Here is a 14,819-nt window from a genome sequence, read left to right as displayed (position 1 = left end):
GCCCGCGGGCCCGGCAACTGCCGTACTGTGAGAGCCATCACATCCTCTGTGGTTGGAGGTTCACATGTCCACCAGCGAAGTGATGGAGCTGCACCGCACCATTGGACACCTGCGCCAGTGCGTCGGCTCGTTGCGGAACATGTACGGCGACGCGTCGGTCGTCCGCCGGCTCGCCAACGACGTCGAACGCCTCGGGATCGACGCCGGTGACCTCGACGAGTCGCCGCCGCGACTCGCGCATCCGGTCGGTGCGTCGGAGCGGGTCGCGGTCCCGGAGGGGCCGTACGACCAGGCGCTGTGGCAGGGCGCCGACGACGAGGGCGTCGGCGGCCACCCGCACCACCGGTGAGTGCACCCGCGCGATCCACCACCGGTGTCCGATCGCCGACCCGCGCCTCCATCGCGGCACGCACGTTACGCACGGACCGGTGGTGGCGTCCGCCGCTGCTGACCACACTCGGCCTCGCGGTGTTTGTGGTCTACGCGACCGTCCGGTCCTTCGTGCGCACCGCGTACTGGGTCGACGAGTACCACTACCTGACGCCGTTCTACTCGCCGTGCGTCAGCGTGTCGTGCGTCCCCGGCTCGACCCACTTCGGCGTCTGGGTCGGCGAGCTGCCGATGTGGGTCCCGCTCGCCTTCCTGTCGCTGCCGTTCCTGCTCGGCTTCCGGCTCACCTGCTATTACTACCGCAAGGCCTACTACCGGTCGATCTGGCTCGCGCCCGCGGCCTGCGCGGTCGCCGAACCGCACACCCGGTACACCGGCGAGACCCGGCTGCCGCTGATCCTGCAGAACGCGCACCGCTGGTTCTTCTACGTCGCGCTGGTCGTGTCCGCAATCAACACCTACGATGCGATCCTCGCATTCCACGGTGGCACAGGGGGATTCGGCTTCGGACTCGGCAACGTCATCATCACGGTCAACGTGCTCCTGCTCTGGGGATACACCGCCTCCTGCCACTCCTGCAGGCACGCCGTCGGCGGCAGGCTCAAGCACTTCTCCGCGCATCCGGTCCGCTACCGGCTGTGGACCTGGGTGAGTGCGCTCAACACCCGGCACATGCAGCTCGCGTGGACCACGCTCGGCACGCTGATGCTCACCGACTTCTACATCATGCTCGTCGCCAGCGGAACCATCACCGACCTGCGCTTCGTGAACTGACAGCGGCAGTCAGCCGACCGACCGAGGGGAGTACCGGTGGCCGAGGTGGAGCGGCACGACTACGACCTCGTCGTGATCGGCGCTGGCGGCGCCGGACTGCGCGCGGTGATCGAGGCCCGGCAGCGGGGGCTGCGGGTCGCCGTCGTGTGCAAGTCGCTGTTCGGCAAGGCACACACCGTGATGGCCGAGGGCGGATGCGCGGCCGCGATGGGCAACGCGAACCCGAAGGACTCCTGGCAGGTGCACTTCCAGGACACCATGCGCGGCGGCAAGTTCCTGAACAACTGGCGGATGGCCGAACTGCATGCCCGCGAGGCCCCCGACCGGGTGTGGGAACTCGAAACGTACGGGGCGCTGTTCGATCGCACCCCGGACGGGCGGATCAGTCAACGCAACTTCGGTGGCCACACCTATCCACGTCTCGCGCACGTCGGCGACCGCACCGGGCTGGAACTGATCCGCACCATGCAGCAGAAGATCGTCTCGCTGCAGCAGGAGGACTTCGCCGAGACCGGAGACCACGAGGCCCGGATCAAGGTCTTCGCCGAGTGCACGGTCACCGAGCTCATGCGGGACGGCCATGCCGGTGCGATCGCGGGGGCGTTCGGGTACTGGCGGGAATCGGGCCGGTTCGTGCTGTTCTCCGCACCCGCGGTGGTGCTGGCGACCGGCGGAATCGGCAAGTCCTACAAGGTGACCTCCAACTCGTGGGAGTACACCGGTGACGGGCACGCCCTCGCACTGCGAGCCGGCGCGAAGCTGATCAACATGGAATTCATTCAGTTCCACCCGACCGGGATGGTCTGGCCCCCCAGCGTCAAGGGCATCCTGGTCACCGAGGGCGTGCGCGGCGACGGCGGTGTGCTGAAGAACTCCGACGGTGCCCGGTTCATGTTCGACTACATCCCGCCGGTGTTCAAGGGCCAGTACGCCGAAACCGAGGACGAGGCCGACCGGTGGCTCGTCGACAACGACAGCGCACGGCGCACCCCCGACCTGCTGCCCCGCGACGAGGTGGCCCGCGCCATCAACTCTGAGGTCAAGGGCGGACGCGGCACCGAACACGACGGGGTCTACCTCGACATCGCGTCCCGGCTGCCCGCCGACGAGATCATGCGACGACTGCCGTCGATGCACCACCAGTTCCTCGAACTCGCCGACGTCGACATCACGAGGGAACAGATGGAGGTGGGGCCGACCTGCCACTACGTGATGGGCGGCATTGAGGTGGACCCGGACACCGGATCATCCTGTGTCCCCGGACTGTTCGCGGCCGGCGAGTGCTCGGGCGGCATGCACGGCTCCAACCGGCTCGGCGGCAACTCGCTCTCCGACCTGCTGGTGTTCGGGCGTCGCGCTGGCCTCGGCGCCGCCACGTACGTCGAATCCCTCACCCGCCGCCCGAATGTCGATCAGCGGGACGTCGACGCGGCGGCCGCGATGGCCCTCGCCCCGTTCGACCCGCCCGCCGACGGCATGCTCGCCGAGAACCCGTACGCCCTGCACCTGGAGCTGCAGCAGGTGATGCACGACCTGGTCGGCATCATCCGCACCGACGGCGAAATCCGGTCCGCCATCGAGAAGCTCGAACAGATCCGCCGCCGCATCGAGTCGGTGACGGTGGAGGGTCATCGCCAGTTCAATCCCGGCTGGCATCTCGCGGTGGACCTGCGGAACATGATCCTGGTCAGCGAGTGCGTCGCGGAGTCGGCGCTGCTGCGCACCGAGAGCAGGGGCGGGCACACCCGCGACGATCACCCCGGCATGGACGCGTCCTGGCGCGGCACCCTGCTGGTGTGCAGCCTCGTCGACGGGCCGGACCCCGGCGGGAGGGTTGTTCCCGGCATCGCCATCACGTCCGAACCGCAGCAGCCGATGCGCCCGGACCTGTTCGCGCTGTTCGACTTCGCCGAGGTGGCCAAGTACTACACAGATGCGGAGCTTGCGGAGCATCCGGGGAGAGCAGACGAGGAACTGGCCGACCATCCAGGGAAGGCGGACGAGACATGAGCTATCGGGCGGCCTTCCGGGTGTGGCGCGGGGACGCGGACGGTGGCGACCTGCGCGACTACACGGTGGAGGCGAACGAGGGCGAGGTGGTGCTCGACATCATCCACCGGCTGCAGGCCACCCAGGCGCCGGACCTGGCGGTTCGCTGGAACTGCAAGGCGGGCAAGTGCGGATCGTGCTCCGCCGAGATCAACGGCAGGCCGCGGCTGATGTGCATGACCCGGATGTCGACCTTCGCGCCCGACGAGGTCGTCACCGTCACCCCAATGCGCGCGTTCCCGGTGATCCGGGACCTGGTGACCGATGTGTCGTTCAACTATGTCAAGGCCCGCGAGATCGAGTCGTTTACGCCGCCACCGGATCTCGCTCCCGGCGAGTACCGGATGGCACAGGCGGACGTGCAGCGGTCGCAGGAGTTCCGCAAGTGTATCGAGTGCTTCCTGTGTCAGAACGTCTGCCACGTCGTGCGCGACCACGAGGAGAACAAGGATGACTACGCGGGTCCGCGGTTCCTGATGCGGATCGCGGAACTGGAGATGCACCCGCTCGACACCGCCGACCGGCGTGACGCCGCGCAGACCGAGCACGGCCTCGGGCTGTGCAACATCACCAAGTGCTGCACCGAGGTGTGCCCCGAGGGCATTCACATCACCGACAACGCGCTGATCCCGATGAAGGAGCGGGTTGCGGACCGCCGCTACGATCCCGTGGTGTGGCTGGGCACCCGGTTGTTCCGGCGTCGCCGCGAAGACCACTGACATGGACACCACGACCACCGAGATTGCCCCGGGCCTCTACCGGTTCTCGACGTACGTCGACGACGCGAATCTGGTGATGAACCAGTATCTCGTCGACGGCGACGAGCCGCTGCTGTTCCATCTTGGCCAGCGCGCCCTGTTCCCGACGGTGTCGGACGCGGTCCGGCGGGTGATTCCACTCGACCGGCTGCGGTGGCTCGCGTTCGGGCACGTCGAGGCCGACGAGTGCGGGTCGGTCAACTCGTGGCTGGCTGCGGCGCCGAACGCCGCGGTGGCGCACGGGGCCCTGTCCTGTTTCGTGCAGGTGGGCGACCTCGTGGACCGGCCGCCGCGGCCGCTGCAGGACGGGGAGGTCCTCGAGGTCGGCGAACGCCGGGTGCGGCATATCGACACCCCGCACGTGCCGCACGGGTGGGACGCCTGCGTGATGTTCGAGGAGTCGACGTCGACGCTGCTGTGCGGTGACCTGTTCACCGCGTTCGGGCGTCCGCCCGCCGTCTCCGACGCCGACATCGTCGGGCCCGCGCTGGCAGGCGAGGCGTTGGGGCGGGCGACGGCGCTGACCCCGGCCCTGGTTCCGACGATCCGGTCGCTCGCCGCCCTGCGACCGGACACGCTCGGGCTGATGCACGGCCCCGCCTTTGTCGGCGACTGCGACGCGGCATTGCAGGAGCTGGCCGCCGGCTATCGCGACCTGGTCACGGCGGAACGGGAGCGGTGGGACGACGGGTGATCGTCACTGCGTGCGCACCACCCGTTCGGGTGCGCCGGGTCGCCAGATGGTGACGTCGAGGTGCCCGTCGAGGTACGCGACCGACGAGGCGCCGGTGACGTCGGCCGCGTAGAACGGCCGGAACTCGGTGCCGCGCAGGTCGAGACCGATCTCCTCGAACACGGCGTCGGCGAACCGCGCCTGCAGTGCCCGGTCCTGGACGTCGTACACGATGCCCCACAGCTTCGCGTCCCCGTCGCCGACCATTGAGTCGACCGTCGCGGTGTGCAGGCAGAACCGGGGATCGCGGTCGAGGTCGAGGAACTTCACGGTGCCGGGCATGCCGACGATCCACAGTGCGTCCTCGAACACCCGCGGCTCGATCGGGCTGATCCGCGGGAATCCGTCCGAGCGCAGCGTCGCCAGCAGGCACAGGTTCCCGGTGGCCGCCATCCGCCTGCTGAACACGGCCGCGATCGACGGCGCGGCCGCGGTGAACTCCGGCCAGGTGGTCACGGTCCGAGCACCGCCCGGACGAAGTCGCTCGCCTCGGCCTCGGAGGCGAGCATCGTCTCGAGGTGTCCCCGCGGGTAGGTCCGGAACGTGAACCGTTGCCCCGCACCGACGAGGTCCGCGACCAGCTTCAGTGTCAGCGGCGCGGGGACGATCGTGTCGAGCAGGCCCTGCCCAAGGAACAGTGGCCGGTCGTAGCCGCGCAGCGGGATCGCGAGCATCTCCCGAAGCGGCCGCAGGATCGGCTCGTCGAGGCCACGGGCGAACAGCGCACCGATCGACGTGTCCCCGAACGCGGCCGCCGCCTCCTCGTAGCAGAGTTGCTCGGCCTGCGCGACGACCCGCCTGCCCCGCTCGCTCAGGTAGGCGTCGACGTCGAGATCCGGGTGGCTCGCCCGCAGGCCCGCGATCACGTAGGCGATGAACACGGTGGTCCCGGTCAGCGGCAGCGGCGGAAACCACGGGCCGCCGAGCGGGGCGAGGTTCTCGATGTTCGACGGCACCCCCAGCGCGACGGTGCCGCGATGGTCGAGTTCCGGCGCGTACGCGGTCGCCAGCGTCGCGGTCACCATCGCCGCCTGCCCACCCTGCGACTGTCCGAGCGTCACCCAGCGATCCGACAGGCTCGGCTCAACGGCCCGCGCGGCCCGGACCATGTCGACGACGGCATGTGCCTCCGATCGCCCGTCCAGGTAGGGGTGTACCCCCTCGGTGCCGAGGCCGACGTAGTCGGTCGCGACGATCGCATACCCCTGCGCGAGCCACCGACCCAGGTACGGGCCGCCGATCTTGCCGGTCACCGTTGGCGCGCACGCGTCCGCGACGCCGACCGCGCCGTGCGCCCAGGAGATCACCGGCCAGCCGCCGGGCGGCGGCTGCCCGGGCGGAAGGAACACCGCGCCGGTGCTCGACGCGGGCCGATCCTGCGGCCCGAGGGTCCGGTACGTCAACACGCGCCCGGAGGCCGCCCCCGGAATCCAGGCCTCCGGTGGCAGGGCGTGGACCGCGGTGACCGTGCCCGGCCGGTCCGCCGGTGCCGCGGCGGACGCCCCCGACCCCGCGACCACGCCTGCGACCGCGAGGACGGTGGCGGCGGCGAGCATCCGTGCGGACATGTCCATCAGTGTGCGCGCGGGCGCGGCGCCGCGCCCGACGAACAGGAGGAGGTCGGTGGCCCGGTCTAGCATCGGCGCATGGACGCAATCGACGGGGTGGAGGTCGTCGCCTTTCCGGACGCGGCGGCGTTCGAGAACTGGTTGGCCGAGCGCTGGACGCGGCGCGAGGGGGTCTGGATCCTGGTGGCGCGGAAGAACTCCGGCATCGCCTCGATCACCGAGGACGAGCTGGTCGACGTCGGCCTGTGCTACGGCTGGATCTCCGGGCAGCGCCGCGCCAGCGACGCACGCTACTACCTGCAGAAGTACGTGCCGCGGCGGCCGCGCAGCGTGTGGTCACAGGTCAACGTGGACAAGGTCGCCGCGTTGTCCGCGGCGGGCCGGATGCGCGAACCGGGTCTCGTCGAGGTCCGCCGCGCCAAGGCCGACGGGCGCTGGGACGCCGCCTACGCATCGCAGAAGACGGCCACCGTCCCCGCCGATCTCGCGGAGGCGATGGCGTCGAACCCGGCCGCGGCCCGCGCGTTCGACGCCCTCGACCGGACCGCCCGCTATCAGCTGATCCTTCCGGTGCTGCAGGCCCGGACTCCGAAGACGCGGCTCGCCAGGGTGCAGAAGGCACTCGACGCGCTGGGCGGCGACTCGGCCTGACCGCGGTCAGACCCGCGCCGCATGCGTGCGTGAATGCCCGTGTGCACAACCCTGTTGCGGTGTGTGCGGGGGTTGTGGGCGTGCAGTTCCCGTGTGGGTGCGCGAACGGCCGTGTGCACACGGGTTTTGGTGGGTGTGCGGGGGTTCTGGGCGTGCAGTGGCGGTGTGCGTGCGTGAACGGCCGTGTGCACACCCCCGCGGGAGCCCCCGCGCCGGCACGCGTCAGCGGCGCGCGTGCTCGCCGAGCCGGCTGCGGACACCGTCGACGAACAGTCGCAGGCCGTAGTCGAAACGCGCTGTGCCGCTGGTGCTGTCGTACAGCGGCGACGCGTCCTCGGTCAGTGCGCCGTGGCTGTCCATCTGCATCCGGGACTGCTCGTCCATCGTCTGCCCGAGGATGAAGAACAGCAGGGTATCGGCGGCGAATTCGGACTCGGCCGCGGGAAGCCCGGCATCCGCGCACGCGCGGGCGAGGGTGTCGCGGGCGTCGTTGGTGGCAAGGCGGGCCGCGTACGACGCGGACGCGAGTTCGGCGCCGTCCCGGTGCGCGAGCAGCGCGTCCCTGGTGCGGTGCGCCAGCACGTCGAGACGGTCGTCCCAGGACGTCGCCTCGATCGGGGCGGACACCGCGCCGAGCATCTCGTCGGTGATCGCGGCGAGCAGCGTCTGCTTGTTCGGGAAGTGCCAGTAGAGGGCGCCCGGCTGGACGCCGAGGGAGGTGGCCAGCCGCCGCATGGTCAGGTCGCCGAGTCCGTACTCGTCGAGGATCGCGATCGCCCCGGCAAGGACGTCGGCTCGTCGCAGCTGCACTGTGTCGTTCACTTCCCGTCGGTGTGTGGTTGACACCATTTCACCACGACCCTAACCTGAACGCCGTTCAACTTGTACGGTGTTCAAGTTCGCTGAGGCAACGATCTCGCGATCCGCGCACCTGCGCCGAATCCGAAGGAGCTGCTCGTGACCCAGGCACCCGCCCGCACCGACATTCTCGCGACCGCGAGGGATCAGGTCCTCGACCGTGGCGAGGGACTGACCCAGGAGCAGACCCTGCAGGTGCTGCGGCTGCCCGACGACCGGCTCGAGGAGCTGCTGGCCCTCGCGCACGACGTGCGGATGCGCTGGTGCGGCCCCGAGGTCGAGGTCGAGGGCATCATCTCCCTCAAGACCGGCGGCTGCCCCGAGGACTGCCACTTCTGCTCGCAGTCCGGGCTGTTCGCCTCCCCGGTGCGCGCCGCCTGGCTCGACATCCCGAGCCTCGTCGAGGCAGCCAAGCAGACCGCGAAGACGGGTGCGACCGAGTTCTGCATCGTCGCCGCCGTCCGAGGCCCCGACGAGCGGCTGATGGCCCAGGTCGCCGCGGGCGTCGAGGCGATCCGCAACGAGGTCGATATCCAGGTCGCCTGCTCGCTCGGCATGCTCACCCAGGAGCAGGTCGACCAGCTCGCCGCGATCGGTGTGCATCGCTACAACCACAACCTCGAGACCTCTCGCTCGCACTTCCCGAACGTCGTCACCACGCACTCCTGGGAGGAGCGCTGGGACACCCTGCGGATGGTCCGCGAGGCGGGCATGGAGGTCTGCTGCGGCGGCATCCTCGGCATGGGTGAGACCCTCGAACAGCGCGCCGAATTCGCCGCCAACCTCGCCGAACTCGAACCCGACGAGGTGCCGCTGAACTTCCTCAACCCGCGCCCCGGCACCCCCTTCGGCGACCTCGAGGTGCTGCCCGCCGCCGACGCGTTGCGCGCCGTCGCCGCGTTCCGGCTCGCGCTGCCACGCACCATCCTGCGCTTCGCGGGCGGCCGCGAGATCACCCTCGGTGACCTCGGCGCCAAGCAGGGCATCCTCGGCGGCATCAACGCCGTGATCGTCGGCAACTACCTGACCACGCTCGGCAGGCCCGCCGAGTCCGACCTGGACCTGCTCGGCGAGCTGCAGATGCCGATCAAGGCCCTCAACCAGACCATCTAGGAGCGTCGCGATGGAGGTTGTCGAGCGGTACAACCCGTACACGGGCCTGCGGCTCGTCGACGGCGTCCCGGATGCGGTGCCCGCCGCGGCGGCCCTCGGGCTGGAGCCGCCCCGGTTCTGCGAGCACTGCGGTCGCCGGATGATCGTGCAGATCAGCCCGGACGGCTGGTGGTCGAAGTGCTCACGGCACGGGGTCAGCGACTCGACCGCCGGTGAGCGGCGCTGACGCGTGCCGCCCGCGCGGTCCCTCTAGAGTGGATCGACGTGACAACACAGACCCAGATGCCGGGCCAGCGGGCGTCGACCGGCGGCAGGCGTGCCGCGTCCGCGGAGGTGCGTTCGGCCGCCCGCGTCGTCGCCGGTGTCGTCGTGACCAGCGCGCTCGCGGGCATCGGGTGGGGACTGCTCGCGCCTGCCCAGCATTTCCTGGTCGTCTCTAGCGGTGGTGCGACCTCGCTGACGGGGGAGAGCACTCACCAGTTCGACGCCGTCGCGCTGTTCCTGTGCCTCGGCGCGATCCTCGGGGTGCTGTCCGCGGTCGCGGTGTGGTCGATCCGCGCGTACCGCGGCGTCGCCCAGGTGATCGGGCTCGTCCTCGGATCGGTGGTCGGGGCCTCCGCGGCCGCGCTGGTCGGGCTCGGGGTCGCGCAGCTGCGCTTCCCCGGTGTCGACGACCTCGAGGTCGGGCAGATCGTCCCGGCGACCCCGGGCCTCGGCACCGTGATGGCGCTGATCGCGCAGCCGTTCGCGGCGGCCCTGGTGTACCTGCTGCTCGTCTCGCTCAGCCCGCGGCCGGACCTCGGGGTCGAGGCCGTCGCACCCGCCGCCGAGGCGCCGCGCCGGTAGCGGCGGTCAGGTGGGTGGACGCAGGGCGGCGAACTCGTCGGTGACCCGCAGCCGCGACTCCGCGAACCGGTATAGCGCGGGCGGACGGCCGCCCGCTGGTCCCGGTGGCGCGGTGGCTCCGGTCGCGACCAGCACACCCCTTCGGCCGAGCACCCGCTGCAGGTTCGTCGCATCCACCTGGTATCCCAGTGCGGCGCAGTAGATCTCGCGAAGCGTGGACATGGTGAACTCGGTGGGGGCGAGCGCGAACGCGATGTTGGTGTAGGACAGCTTCGCCGCCAGCCGGGTGCGCGCGTGGGTGACGACGATGCCGTGGTCGAAGGCGGTCCTGGGAAGGGTCGTAACCGGGTACCACGCGGTGTCCGACGGGATGTCCGGGTCGGAGTCGAGGGGGACGAGTCCGAGGAACGTCGAGGCGATCAGCCGCACGCCGGGCACCCGCTGCGGGGCGGAGAACACCGAGAGCTGTTCGAGGTGCGCGACCTCGCGGACGTCGACCTTCTCGGCGAGCTGCCGCCGGGCCGAGGTGGTCATGTCCTCGTTGTCGCCGAGCAGTCCGCCGGGCAGCGACCAGGCCCCAGCCTCCGGGTCGAGCGCGCGTCGCCACAGCAGGACGCAGAGCTCGGGGCGGCCGTCGATCTCGCGGACCTGGAACACCGCGGTGAGGACTTCGTGGAGGGTGGTGTTACCATTGGGCACGTTTTCGATCCTAAGTCGAAAACCCCGAGAACGACAATTCGGGCCTGTTCGCCCGGCTGTCCGCCCGGCTGTTCGGTGAAGTGGATGCGGTAAAGGAGTACGGCAATGACGGGAACGATTGCTGGGGCGACGTTCGATGCGGCCACGATCGTCGACGGACCCGGTGGCTACACCGGTGTCGAGGCGACCCCGGAGTGGGCCGAGGAGGTCCGCCGCCTGGCTCGCGCGCAGAACGCGACGATCCTCGCGCACAACTACCAGCTGCCCGCCATCCAGGATGTCGCCGACCACGTCGGTGACTCCCTCGCGCTCTCCCGGATCGCCGCGGAGGCCGAGGAGGAGACGATCATCTTCTGCGGTGTGCACTTCATGGCCGAGACCGCGAAGATCCTCAGCCCGACCAAGACCGTGCTCATCCCCGACGAGCGGGCCGGCTGCTCGCTCGCCGACTCCATCACCGCCGACCAGCTCCGCGAATGGAAGGCCGAGTACCCCGACGCGCTGGTGGTCTCGTACGTCAACACCACCGCCGAGGTGAAGGGCCTGACCGACATCTGCTGCACCTCGTCGAACGCCGTCGACGTCGTCGCATCGATCGACCCCGAGCGTGAGGTGCTGTTCCTGCCCGACCAGTTCCTCGGCGCCCACGTCAAGCGGGTCACCGGACGGCAGAACATGCACATCTGGGCGGGCGAGTGCCACGTCCACGCGGGCATCAACGGGGACGAGCTGACCGCGCAGGCGAAGGCGCACCCGGACGCGGAACTGTTCGTGCACCCCGAATGCGGCTGCGCCACCTCCGCGCTGTACCTGGCCGGGGAGGGCATCGTCGACGAGGACAAGGTGAAGATCCTCTCCACCGGCGGCATGCTCGACGCCGCCCGCGCGACCGGGGCAACGCAGGTCCTCGTCGCCACCGAAATCGGCATGCTGCACCAGCTGCGCAAGGCCGCGCCCGAGGTCGACTTCCAGGCCGTCAACGACCGCGCCTCGTGCCCGTACATGAAGATGATCACCCCCGCCGCCCTGCTGCGGTGCCTGCAGGAACGCAGCGACGAGGTGCACGTCGACGCCGCGGTCGGCGAGCGGGCCCGCACCTCCGTGCAGCGGATGATCGAGATCGGCAACCCGGGCGGCGGCGAGTAGTGACCACGCAGCCGACGGTCGGCTGGGAGGCGCACGCCGACCTGGTCGTCGTGGGCGGCGGGGTCGCGGGGCTGACCGCGGCCCGCACCGCGACCCGCGCCGGCCTGCGGGTGGTGACCGTCAGCAAGGGCGGCCCGACCGACACGGCCACCGTGTACGCACAGGGCGGCATCGCGGTCAGCTCCGGCTACGACGTCGACGCGCACGTCGCGGACACGCTCGCCGCGGGCGGCGGCCTCTGCGACGAGGACGCCGTGCGCTCGATCGTCGCCGCAGGCGCGGACGCGGTCACCGCGCTGGCCGACCTCGGCGCGGTATTCGACCGCGGCCGCGACGGCGAGGTCTCCCGCACCCGCGAGGGCGGGCACAGCGCGCGCCGGATCATCCACGCGGGCGGTGACGCCACCGGCGCCGAGGTGCAGCGGGCGCTGAACGCGGCGGGGATGCCGGTGCTGTTCGGTGCCGCCGCGACGCGGGTGGTCACCGGGCCGTCGGGCGTCCAAGGATTGATCGTGCTGTCGGACAACGGTATTCGAGGATCGGATGCGGGTGTCGGTGTGATCCATGCGCCTGCCGTGCTGCTGGCCACCGGTGGTCTCGGGCAGCTGTACTCGTGCAGCACCAACCCGCCGGGGGCCACCGCCGACGGCGTCGCCCTCGCGCTGGACGCCGGGGCCGTCGTCGCGGACCTCGAGTTCGTCCAGTTCCATCCCACCGTGCTCTACGCGGCGGGCGGGGTCGGCAGGCGGCCGCTGATCTCCGAGGCGGTGCGCGGGGAGGGCGCGATTCTGGTGGATTCGCACGGTGATTCGGTCACCGCGGGAGTGCATCCGATGGGCGATCTCGCGCCCCGTGACGTGGTGTCCAAGGCCATCGCCGCCCGGTTGCGGCGCCTCGGCGAGGACCACGTGTACCTCGACGCCCGCCGCATCGACGGGTTCGCGTTGCGGTTCCCGACCATCACCGCCTCCTGCCGGGCGGTCGGACTCGACCCGACCACCGACCTGATCCCGGTCGCGCCCGCGGCGCACTACGCCTGCGGCGGGGTCGTCACCGACAGCCACGGCCGCACCGCGGTTCCCGGACTGCTCGCCGCGGGCGAGGTGGCCCGCACCGGGCTGCACGGCGCGAACCGTCTCGCCTCCAACAGCCTCCTCGAAGGCCTCGTGGTGGGGGAGCGGGCCGGGCTGGCCGCGGCCGAACGGTCGGCGGTCGCGGTGCAGGTCACCTCCGCCGAGGTTCCTGCGCTGCCCGCGGTGCCGCGCGGCGCCCTGCAGGCGGCGATGACCGCGCACGCGTCCGTCGTCCGTGACGGTGACGGGCTGGCCGCGGCGGCGGACGCCCTCGCCCGCGCCAGCAGTCGGCGGCCGTCGACCGTCGCCGACCTGGAGGACGCGGCCCTCACCGCGACCGCGACCGCGCTGGTCCTCGCCGCGTCCGCGCGCACCGAGAGCCGCGGCTGCCACACCCGGCTCGACCACCCCGACACCGACGACACCCGGCGCCGCCCCCTCCGCGTGCGGCGCACCCCCGAGGGCGAACTCGCCCTCACCGACCTGATCCCGACAGGAGCATGATGAGCACCCTGGCCGATGGCCTCGACCACGACGAGATCCGCACCCTGGTCCGCGTTGCCCTCGACGAGGACCTGCGCTACGGGCCCGACGTCACCTCCACCGCCACCGTCCCCGCCGACGCGGTCGCGTCGGCGTCGGTGGTGTCCCGGGCTGCGGGCGTCGTCGCGGGCATCGACGTCGGGCTGCTCGTCCTCGACGAGGTGATCGGTGCCGGCGCGTACCGGGTGCTCGGCCGCGTCGACGACGGCACCCGCATCGAGCCGGGGCAGGCCGTCCTGGAGGTGCAGGCACCGACCCGCGACCTGCTCACCGCCGAACGAACCATGCTGAACCTGATGTGCCACCTGTCCGGCATCGCGACCGCCACCGCGGCGTGGGTCGACGCCGTCGCAGGCACCGACTGCCGGATCCGGGACAGCCGCAAGACGCTGCCCGGGCTGCGCGGCCTGCAGAAGTACGCGGTCCGGATGGGGGGCGGCGTCAACCACCGGATGGGGCTCGGGGACGCCGCCCTGATCAAGGACAACCACGTCGCCGCAGCGGGCTCCGTGGTCGCGGCGCTGCGCGCGGTCCGCGCTGCCGACCCGGACATCGAATGCGAGGTGGAGGTGGACAGCCTCGCGCAGCTCGACGAGATCCTCGCCGAGGGCGTCGACCTGGTCCTGCTCGACAACTTCGCGCTGTGGGAGACGCAGGCCGCGGTGCAGCGGCGCAACACCCGGTCGCCGCGGACGAGGCTCGAATCGTCCGGCGGGCTGACCCTCGGCGACGCCGCCGACTACGCGGGCACCGGCGTCGACTACCTCGCCGTCGGCGCCCTCACCCACTCGGTCACCGTCCTGGATCTCGGTCTCGACATGTGACCGCCGAGGGTGGGTGATGTCGCACCCTTGGGTCGCTGTCCGCGACGGCCGGGCGGGTCGAGGATTGTCGATGTCAGGTTCGGTGCGGCCGAGGACACGGCTCGGGGCGCCGGCATCACACCACCGGGTGGAGGAATCATGTTGGGAATTGCAATCGGATTGGGCGCGGCCGCGCTGTCGCTCGGACTCAGCGTGCTGGGGCTCGGCGTCGGGCTGCTGCTCAGCGATGCGTCGGTCAAACACCACGTCCGGCCGCTCGCGCGCTGAGCGGGCGCACCGGAACCCGACCCGGCGTCCTGCTCGCCGGGTTGGGTGTGTCGGTGGTGCGGCATAGTGTGGGCAACGGCACTGTTCGGTCGACCCGAGGAGCATCGCATGAGCTCGCGTCTGAACCCGTACATCAGCTTCACCGACAACGCCCGCGCGGCGATGGAGTTCTACCAGGGCGTGTTCGGTGGCACCCTGGCCCTAAACACCTTCGGCGAATTCGGCGACACGGACGCGCCAGGCGCGGACCTGATCATGCACGGCATGCTCGAAACCCCGCAGGGGTTCACGCTGATGGGCGCCGACACCCCGCCCGGCATGGAGCACAACCCCGGCACCACCATCGCGGTCAGCCTCAGCGGCGACGACGCCGACGAACTGCGCGGCTGGTGGGCGGCGCTCTCCGCGGGCGGCGTGGTCGGGGTTCCACTCGAAAAGCAGATGTGGGGCGACGAATTCGGAATGTGCACCGACCGGTTCGGCATCGGCTGGATGGTGAACATCGCCGGTGCGTCGGCCTGACGGCG

At 70.9% G+C, this 14,819-nt stretch carries 18 protein-coding genes; 14 read left to right on the top strand and 4 right to left on the bottom strand.

The features are described from left to right. The first annotated feature begins 64 nt into the window (after window positions 1–64). Genes ACWF62_RS12960 through ACWF62_RS12940 form a run of 5 tightly spaced genes read left to right on the top strand, consistent with a single transcriptional unit; the run spans window position 65 to window position 4,665 of the window. Window positions 65–349: a hypothetical protein gene (locus ACWF62_RS12960; RefSeq protein WP_452630242.1), complete on the top strand. Its 285-nt coding sequence runs from the start codon at window positions 65–67 to the stop codon at window positions 347–349. Further along, complete coding sequence (locus ACWF62_RS12955) at window positions 346–1,164, top strand: hypothetical protein (RefSeq protein ID WP_452630241.1); 819 nt, start codon at window positions 346–348, stop codon at window positions 1,162–1,164. The genes ACWF62_RS12960 and ACWF62_RS12955 overlap by 4 nt, the downstream gene beginning before the upstream one ends. Before the next feature lie 36 nt (window positions 1,165–1,200). Continuing rightward, complete coding sequence (locus tag ACWF62_RS12950) at window positions 1,201–3,174, top strand: fumarate reductase/succinate dehydrogenase flavoprotein subunit (protein WP_452630240.1); 1,974 nt, start codon at window positions 1,201–1,203, stop codon at window positions 3,172–3,174. Next, window positions 3,171–3,932 (top strand): succinate dehydrogenase/fumarate reductase iron-sulfur subunit, encoded by a 762-nt coding sequence (locus tag ACWF62_RS12945; protein ID WP_378507854.1) that lies wholly within the window; start codon window positions 3,171–3,173, stop codon window positions 3,930–3,932. Before ACWF62_RS12950 ends, ACWF62_RS12945 begins: the two co-directional genes overlap by 4 nt. A 1-nt stretch (window position 3,933) precedes the next feature. After that, the gene (locus tag ACWF62_RS12940) at window positions 3,934–4,665 is read left to right on the top strand and encodes an oxygen-binding di-iron domain-containing protein (protein ID WP_378507853.1); all 732 of its coding nucleotides are present in this window, start codon (window positions 3,934–3,936) and stop codon (window positions 4,663–4,665) included. A gap of 3 nt (window positions 4,666–4,668) precedes the next feature. On the opposite strand, the gene ACWF62_RS12935 is transcribed toward ACWF62_RS12940, so the two are convergent. Beyond that, window positions 4,669–5,160: a pyridoxamine 5'-phosphate oxidase family protein gene (locus ACWF62_RS12935; protein WP_378507852.1), complete on the bottom strand. Its 492-nt coding sequence runs from the start codon at window positions 5,158–5,160 to the stop codon at window positions 4,669–4,671. Continuing rightward, window positions 5,157–6,272: a lipase family protein gene (locus tag ACWF62_RS12930; protein ID WP_452630239.1), complete on the bottom strand. Its 1,116-nt coding sequence runs from the start codon at window positions 6,270–6,272 to the stop codon at window positions 5,157–5,159. The genes ACWF62_RS12935 and ACWF62_RS12930 overlap by 4 nt, the downstream gene beginning before the upstream one ends. Before the next feature lie 78 nt (window positions 6,273–6,350). Between ACWF62_RS12930 and ACWF62_RS12925 the strand changes: the two genes are divergently transcribed. Further along, window positions 6,351–6,923 carry a YdeI/OmpD-associated family protein gene (locus ACWF62_RS12925; RefSeq protein WP_452630237.1) on the top strand — a complete coding sequence of 191 codons (573 nt, stop codon included), beginning with the start codon at window positions 6,351–6,353 and terminating at the stop codon, window positions 6,921–6,923. 222 nt (window positions 6,924–7,145) lie between these two features. Here ACWF62_RS12925 and ACWF62_RS12920 read toward each other — a convergent pair whose 3' ends face one another. Continuing rightward, window positions 7,146–7,733 (bottom strand): TetR/AcrR family transcriptional regulator C-terminal domain-containing protein, encoded by a 588-nt coding sequence (locus tag ACWF62_RS12920; protein ID WP_378507953.1) that lies wholly within the window; start codon window positions 7,731–7,733, stop codon window positions 7,146–7,148. A gap of 147 nt (window positions 7,734–7,880) precedes the next feature. On the opposite strand from ACWF62_RS12920, the gene bioB reads away from it, so the two are divergent. Genes bioB through ACWF62_RS12905 form a run of 3 tightly spaced genes read left to right on the top strand, consistent with a single transcriptional unit; the run spans window position 7,881 to window position 9,740 of the window. Continuing rightward, complete coding sequence (gene bioB, locus ACWF62_RS12915; protein ID WP_452630236.1) at window positions 7,881–8,894, top strand: biotin synthase BioB; 1,014 nt, start codon at window positions 7,881–7,883, stop codon at window positions 8,892–8,894. A 10-nt stretch (window positions 8,895–8,904) separates the two neighbouring features. Further along, window positions 8,905–9,120: a biotin synthase auxiliary protein BsaP gene (gene bsaP, locus ACWF62_RS12910; RefSeq protein ID WP_378507849.1), complete on the top strand. Its 216-nt coding sequence runs from the start codon at window positions 8,905–8,907 to the stop codon at window positions 9,118–9,120. Window positions 9,121–9,158: 38 nt separating this feature from the next. Beyond that, on the top strand, window positions 9,159–9,740 hold the full coding sequence (locus tag ACWF62_RS12905; RefSeq protein ID WP_378507848.1) for a DUF2567 domain-containing protein: 582 nt from the start codon (window positions 9,159–9,161) through the stop codon (window positions 9,738–9,740). A gap of 6 nt (window positions 9,741–9,746) precedes the next feature. On the opposite strand, the gene ACWF62_RS12900 is transcribed toward ACWF62_RS12905, so the two are convergent. Further along, on the bottom strand, window positions 9,747–10,439 hold the full coding sequence (locus ACWF62_RS12900) for an NUDIX hydrolase (protein WP_452630235.1): 693 nt from the start codon (window positions 10,437–10,439) through the stop codon (window positions 9,747–9,749). A gap of 105 nt (window positions 10,440–10,544) precedes the next feature. Between ACWF62_RS12900 and nadA the strand changes: the two genes are divergently transcribed. The 5 genes from nadA to ACWF62_RS12875 all read left to right on the top strand — a co-directional run bounded on the left by nadA (window position 10,545) and on the right by ACWF62_RS12875 (window position 14,814). Further along, complete coding sequence (nadA, locus tag ACWF62_RS12895; protein ID WP_378507846.1) at window positions 10,545–11,585, top strand: quinolinate synthase NadA; 1,041 nt, start codon at window positions 10,545–10,547, stop codon at window positions 11,583–11,585. Beyond that, on the top strand, window positions 11,585–13,162 hold the full coding sequence (locus ACWF62_RS12890) for an L-aspartate oxidase (RefSeq protein ID WP_452630234.1): 1,578 nt from the start codon (window positions 11,585–11,587) through the stop codon (window positions 13,160–13,162). Before nadA ends, ACWF62_RS12890 begins: the two co-directional genes overlap by 1 nt. After that, a complete protein-coding gene (gene nadC, locus ACWF62_RS12885; protein WP_452630233.1) occupies window positions 13,159–14,025 on the top strand; it encodes a carboxylating nicotinate-nucleotide diphosphorylase in 867 nt (288 codons plus the stop codon). Before ACWF62_RS12890 ends, nadC begins: the two co-directional genes overlap by 4 nt. Window positions 14,026–14,163: 138 nt before the next feature. Beyond that, window positions 14,164–14,292: a hypothetical protein gene (locus tag ACWF62_RS12880; protein ID WP_378507843.1), complete on the top strand. Its 129-nt coding sequence runs from the start codon at window positions 14,164–14,166 to the stop codon at window positions 14,290–14,292. 108 nt (window positions 14,293–14,400) lie between these two features. Beyond that, window positions 14,401–14,814 (top strand): VOC family protein, encoded by a 414-nt coding sequence (locus tag ACWF62_RS12875; RefSeq protein ID WP_378507842.1) that lies wholly within the window; start codon window positions 14,401–14,403, stop codon window positions 14,812–14,814. Window positions 14,815–14,819: the final 5 nt, after the last annotated feature.

The organism is Rhodococcus sp. NPDC054953, from assembly GCF_053609225.1.
This window is presented reverse-complemented; position numbering and strand designations above follow the sequence as displayed.

Excerpts from the sequence above, each read along its gene's own strand:
- nadC (WP_452630233.1), top strand. The coding sequence starts at position 13,159 with ATGATGAGCACCCTGGCCGATGGCCTCGACCACGACGAGATCCGCACC.
- ACWF62_RS12925 (WP_452630237.1), top strand. The coding sequence starts at position 6,351 with ATGGACGCAATCGACGGGGTGGAGGTCGTCGCCTTTCCGGACGCGGCG.
- ACWF62_RS12875 (WP_378507842.1), top strand. The coding sequence starts at position 14,401 with ATGAGCTCGCGTCTGAACCCGTACATCAGCTTCACCGACAACGCCCGC.
- nadA (WP_378507846.1), top strand. The coding sequence starts at position 10,545 with ATGACGGGAACGATTGCTGGGGCGACGTTCGATGCGGCCACGATCGTC.
- ACWF62_RS12945 (WP_378507854.1), top strand. The coding sequence starts at position 3,171 with ATGAGCTATCGGGCGGCCTTCCGGGTGTGGCGCGGGGACGCGGACGGT.
- ACWF62_RS12930 (WP_452630239.1), bottom strand. The coding sequence starts at position 6,272 with ATGTCCGCACGGATGCTCGCCGCCGCCACCGTCCTCGCGGTCGCAGGC.
- ACWF62_RS12880 (WP_378507843.1), top strand. The coding sequence starts at position 14,164 with ATGTTGGGAATTGCAATCGGATTGGGCGCGGCCGCGCTGTCGCTCGGA.
- ACWF62_RS12940 (WP_378507853.1), top strand. The coding sequence starts at position 3,934 with ATGGACACCACGACCACCGAGATTGCCCCGGGCCTCTACCGGTTCTCG.
- bsaP (WP_378507849.1), top strand. The coding sequence starts at position 8,905 with ATGGAGGTTGTCGAGCGGTACAACCCGTACACGGGCCTGCGGCTCGTC.
- ACWF62_RS12960 (WP_452630242.1), top strand. The coding sequence starts at position 65 with ATGTCCACCAGCGAAGTGATGGAGCTGCACCGCACCATTGGACACCTG.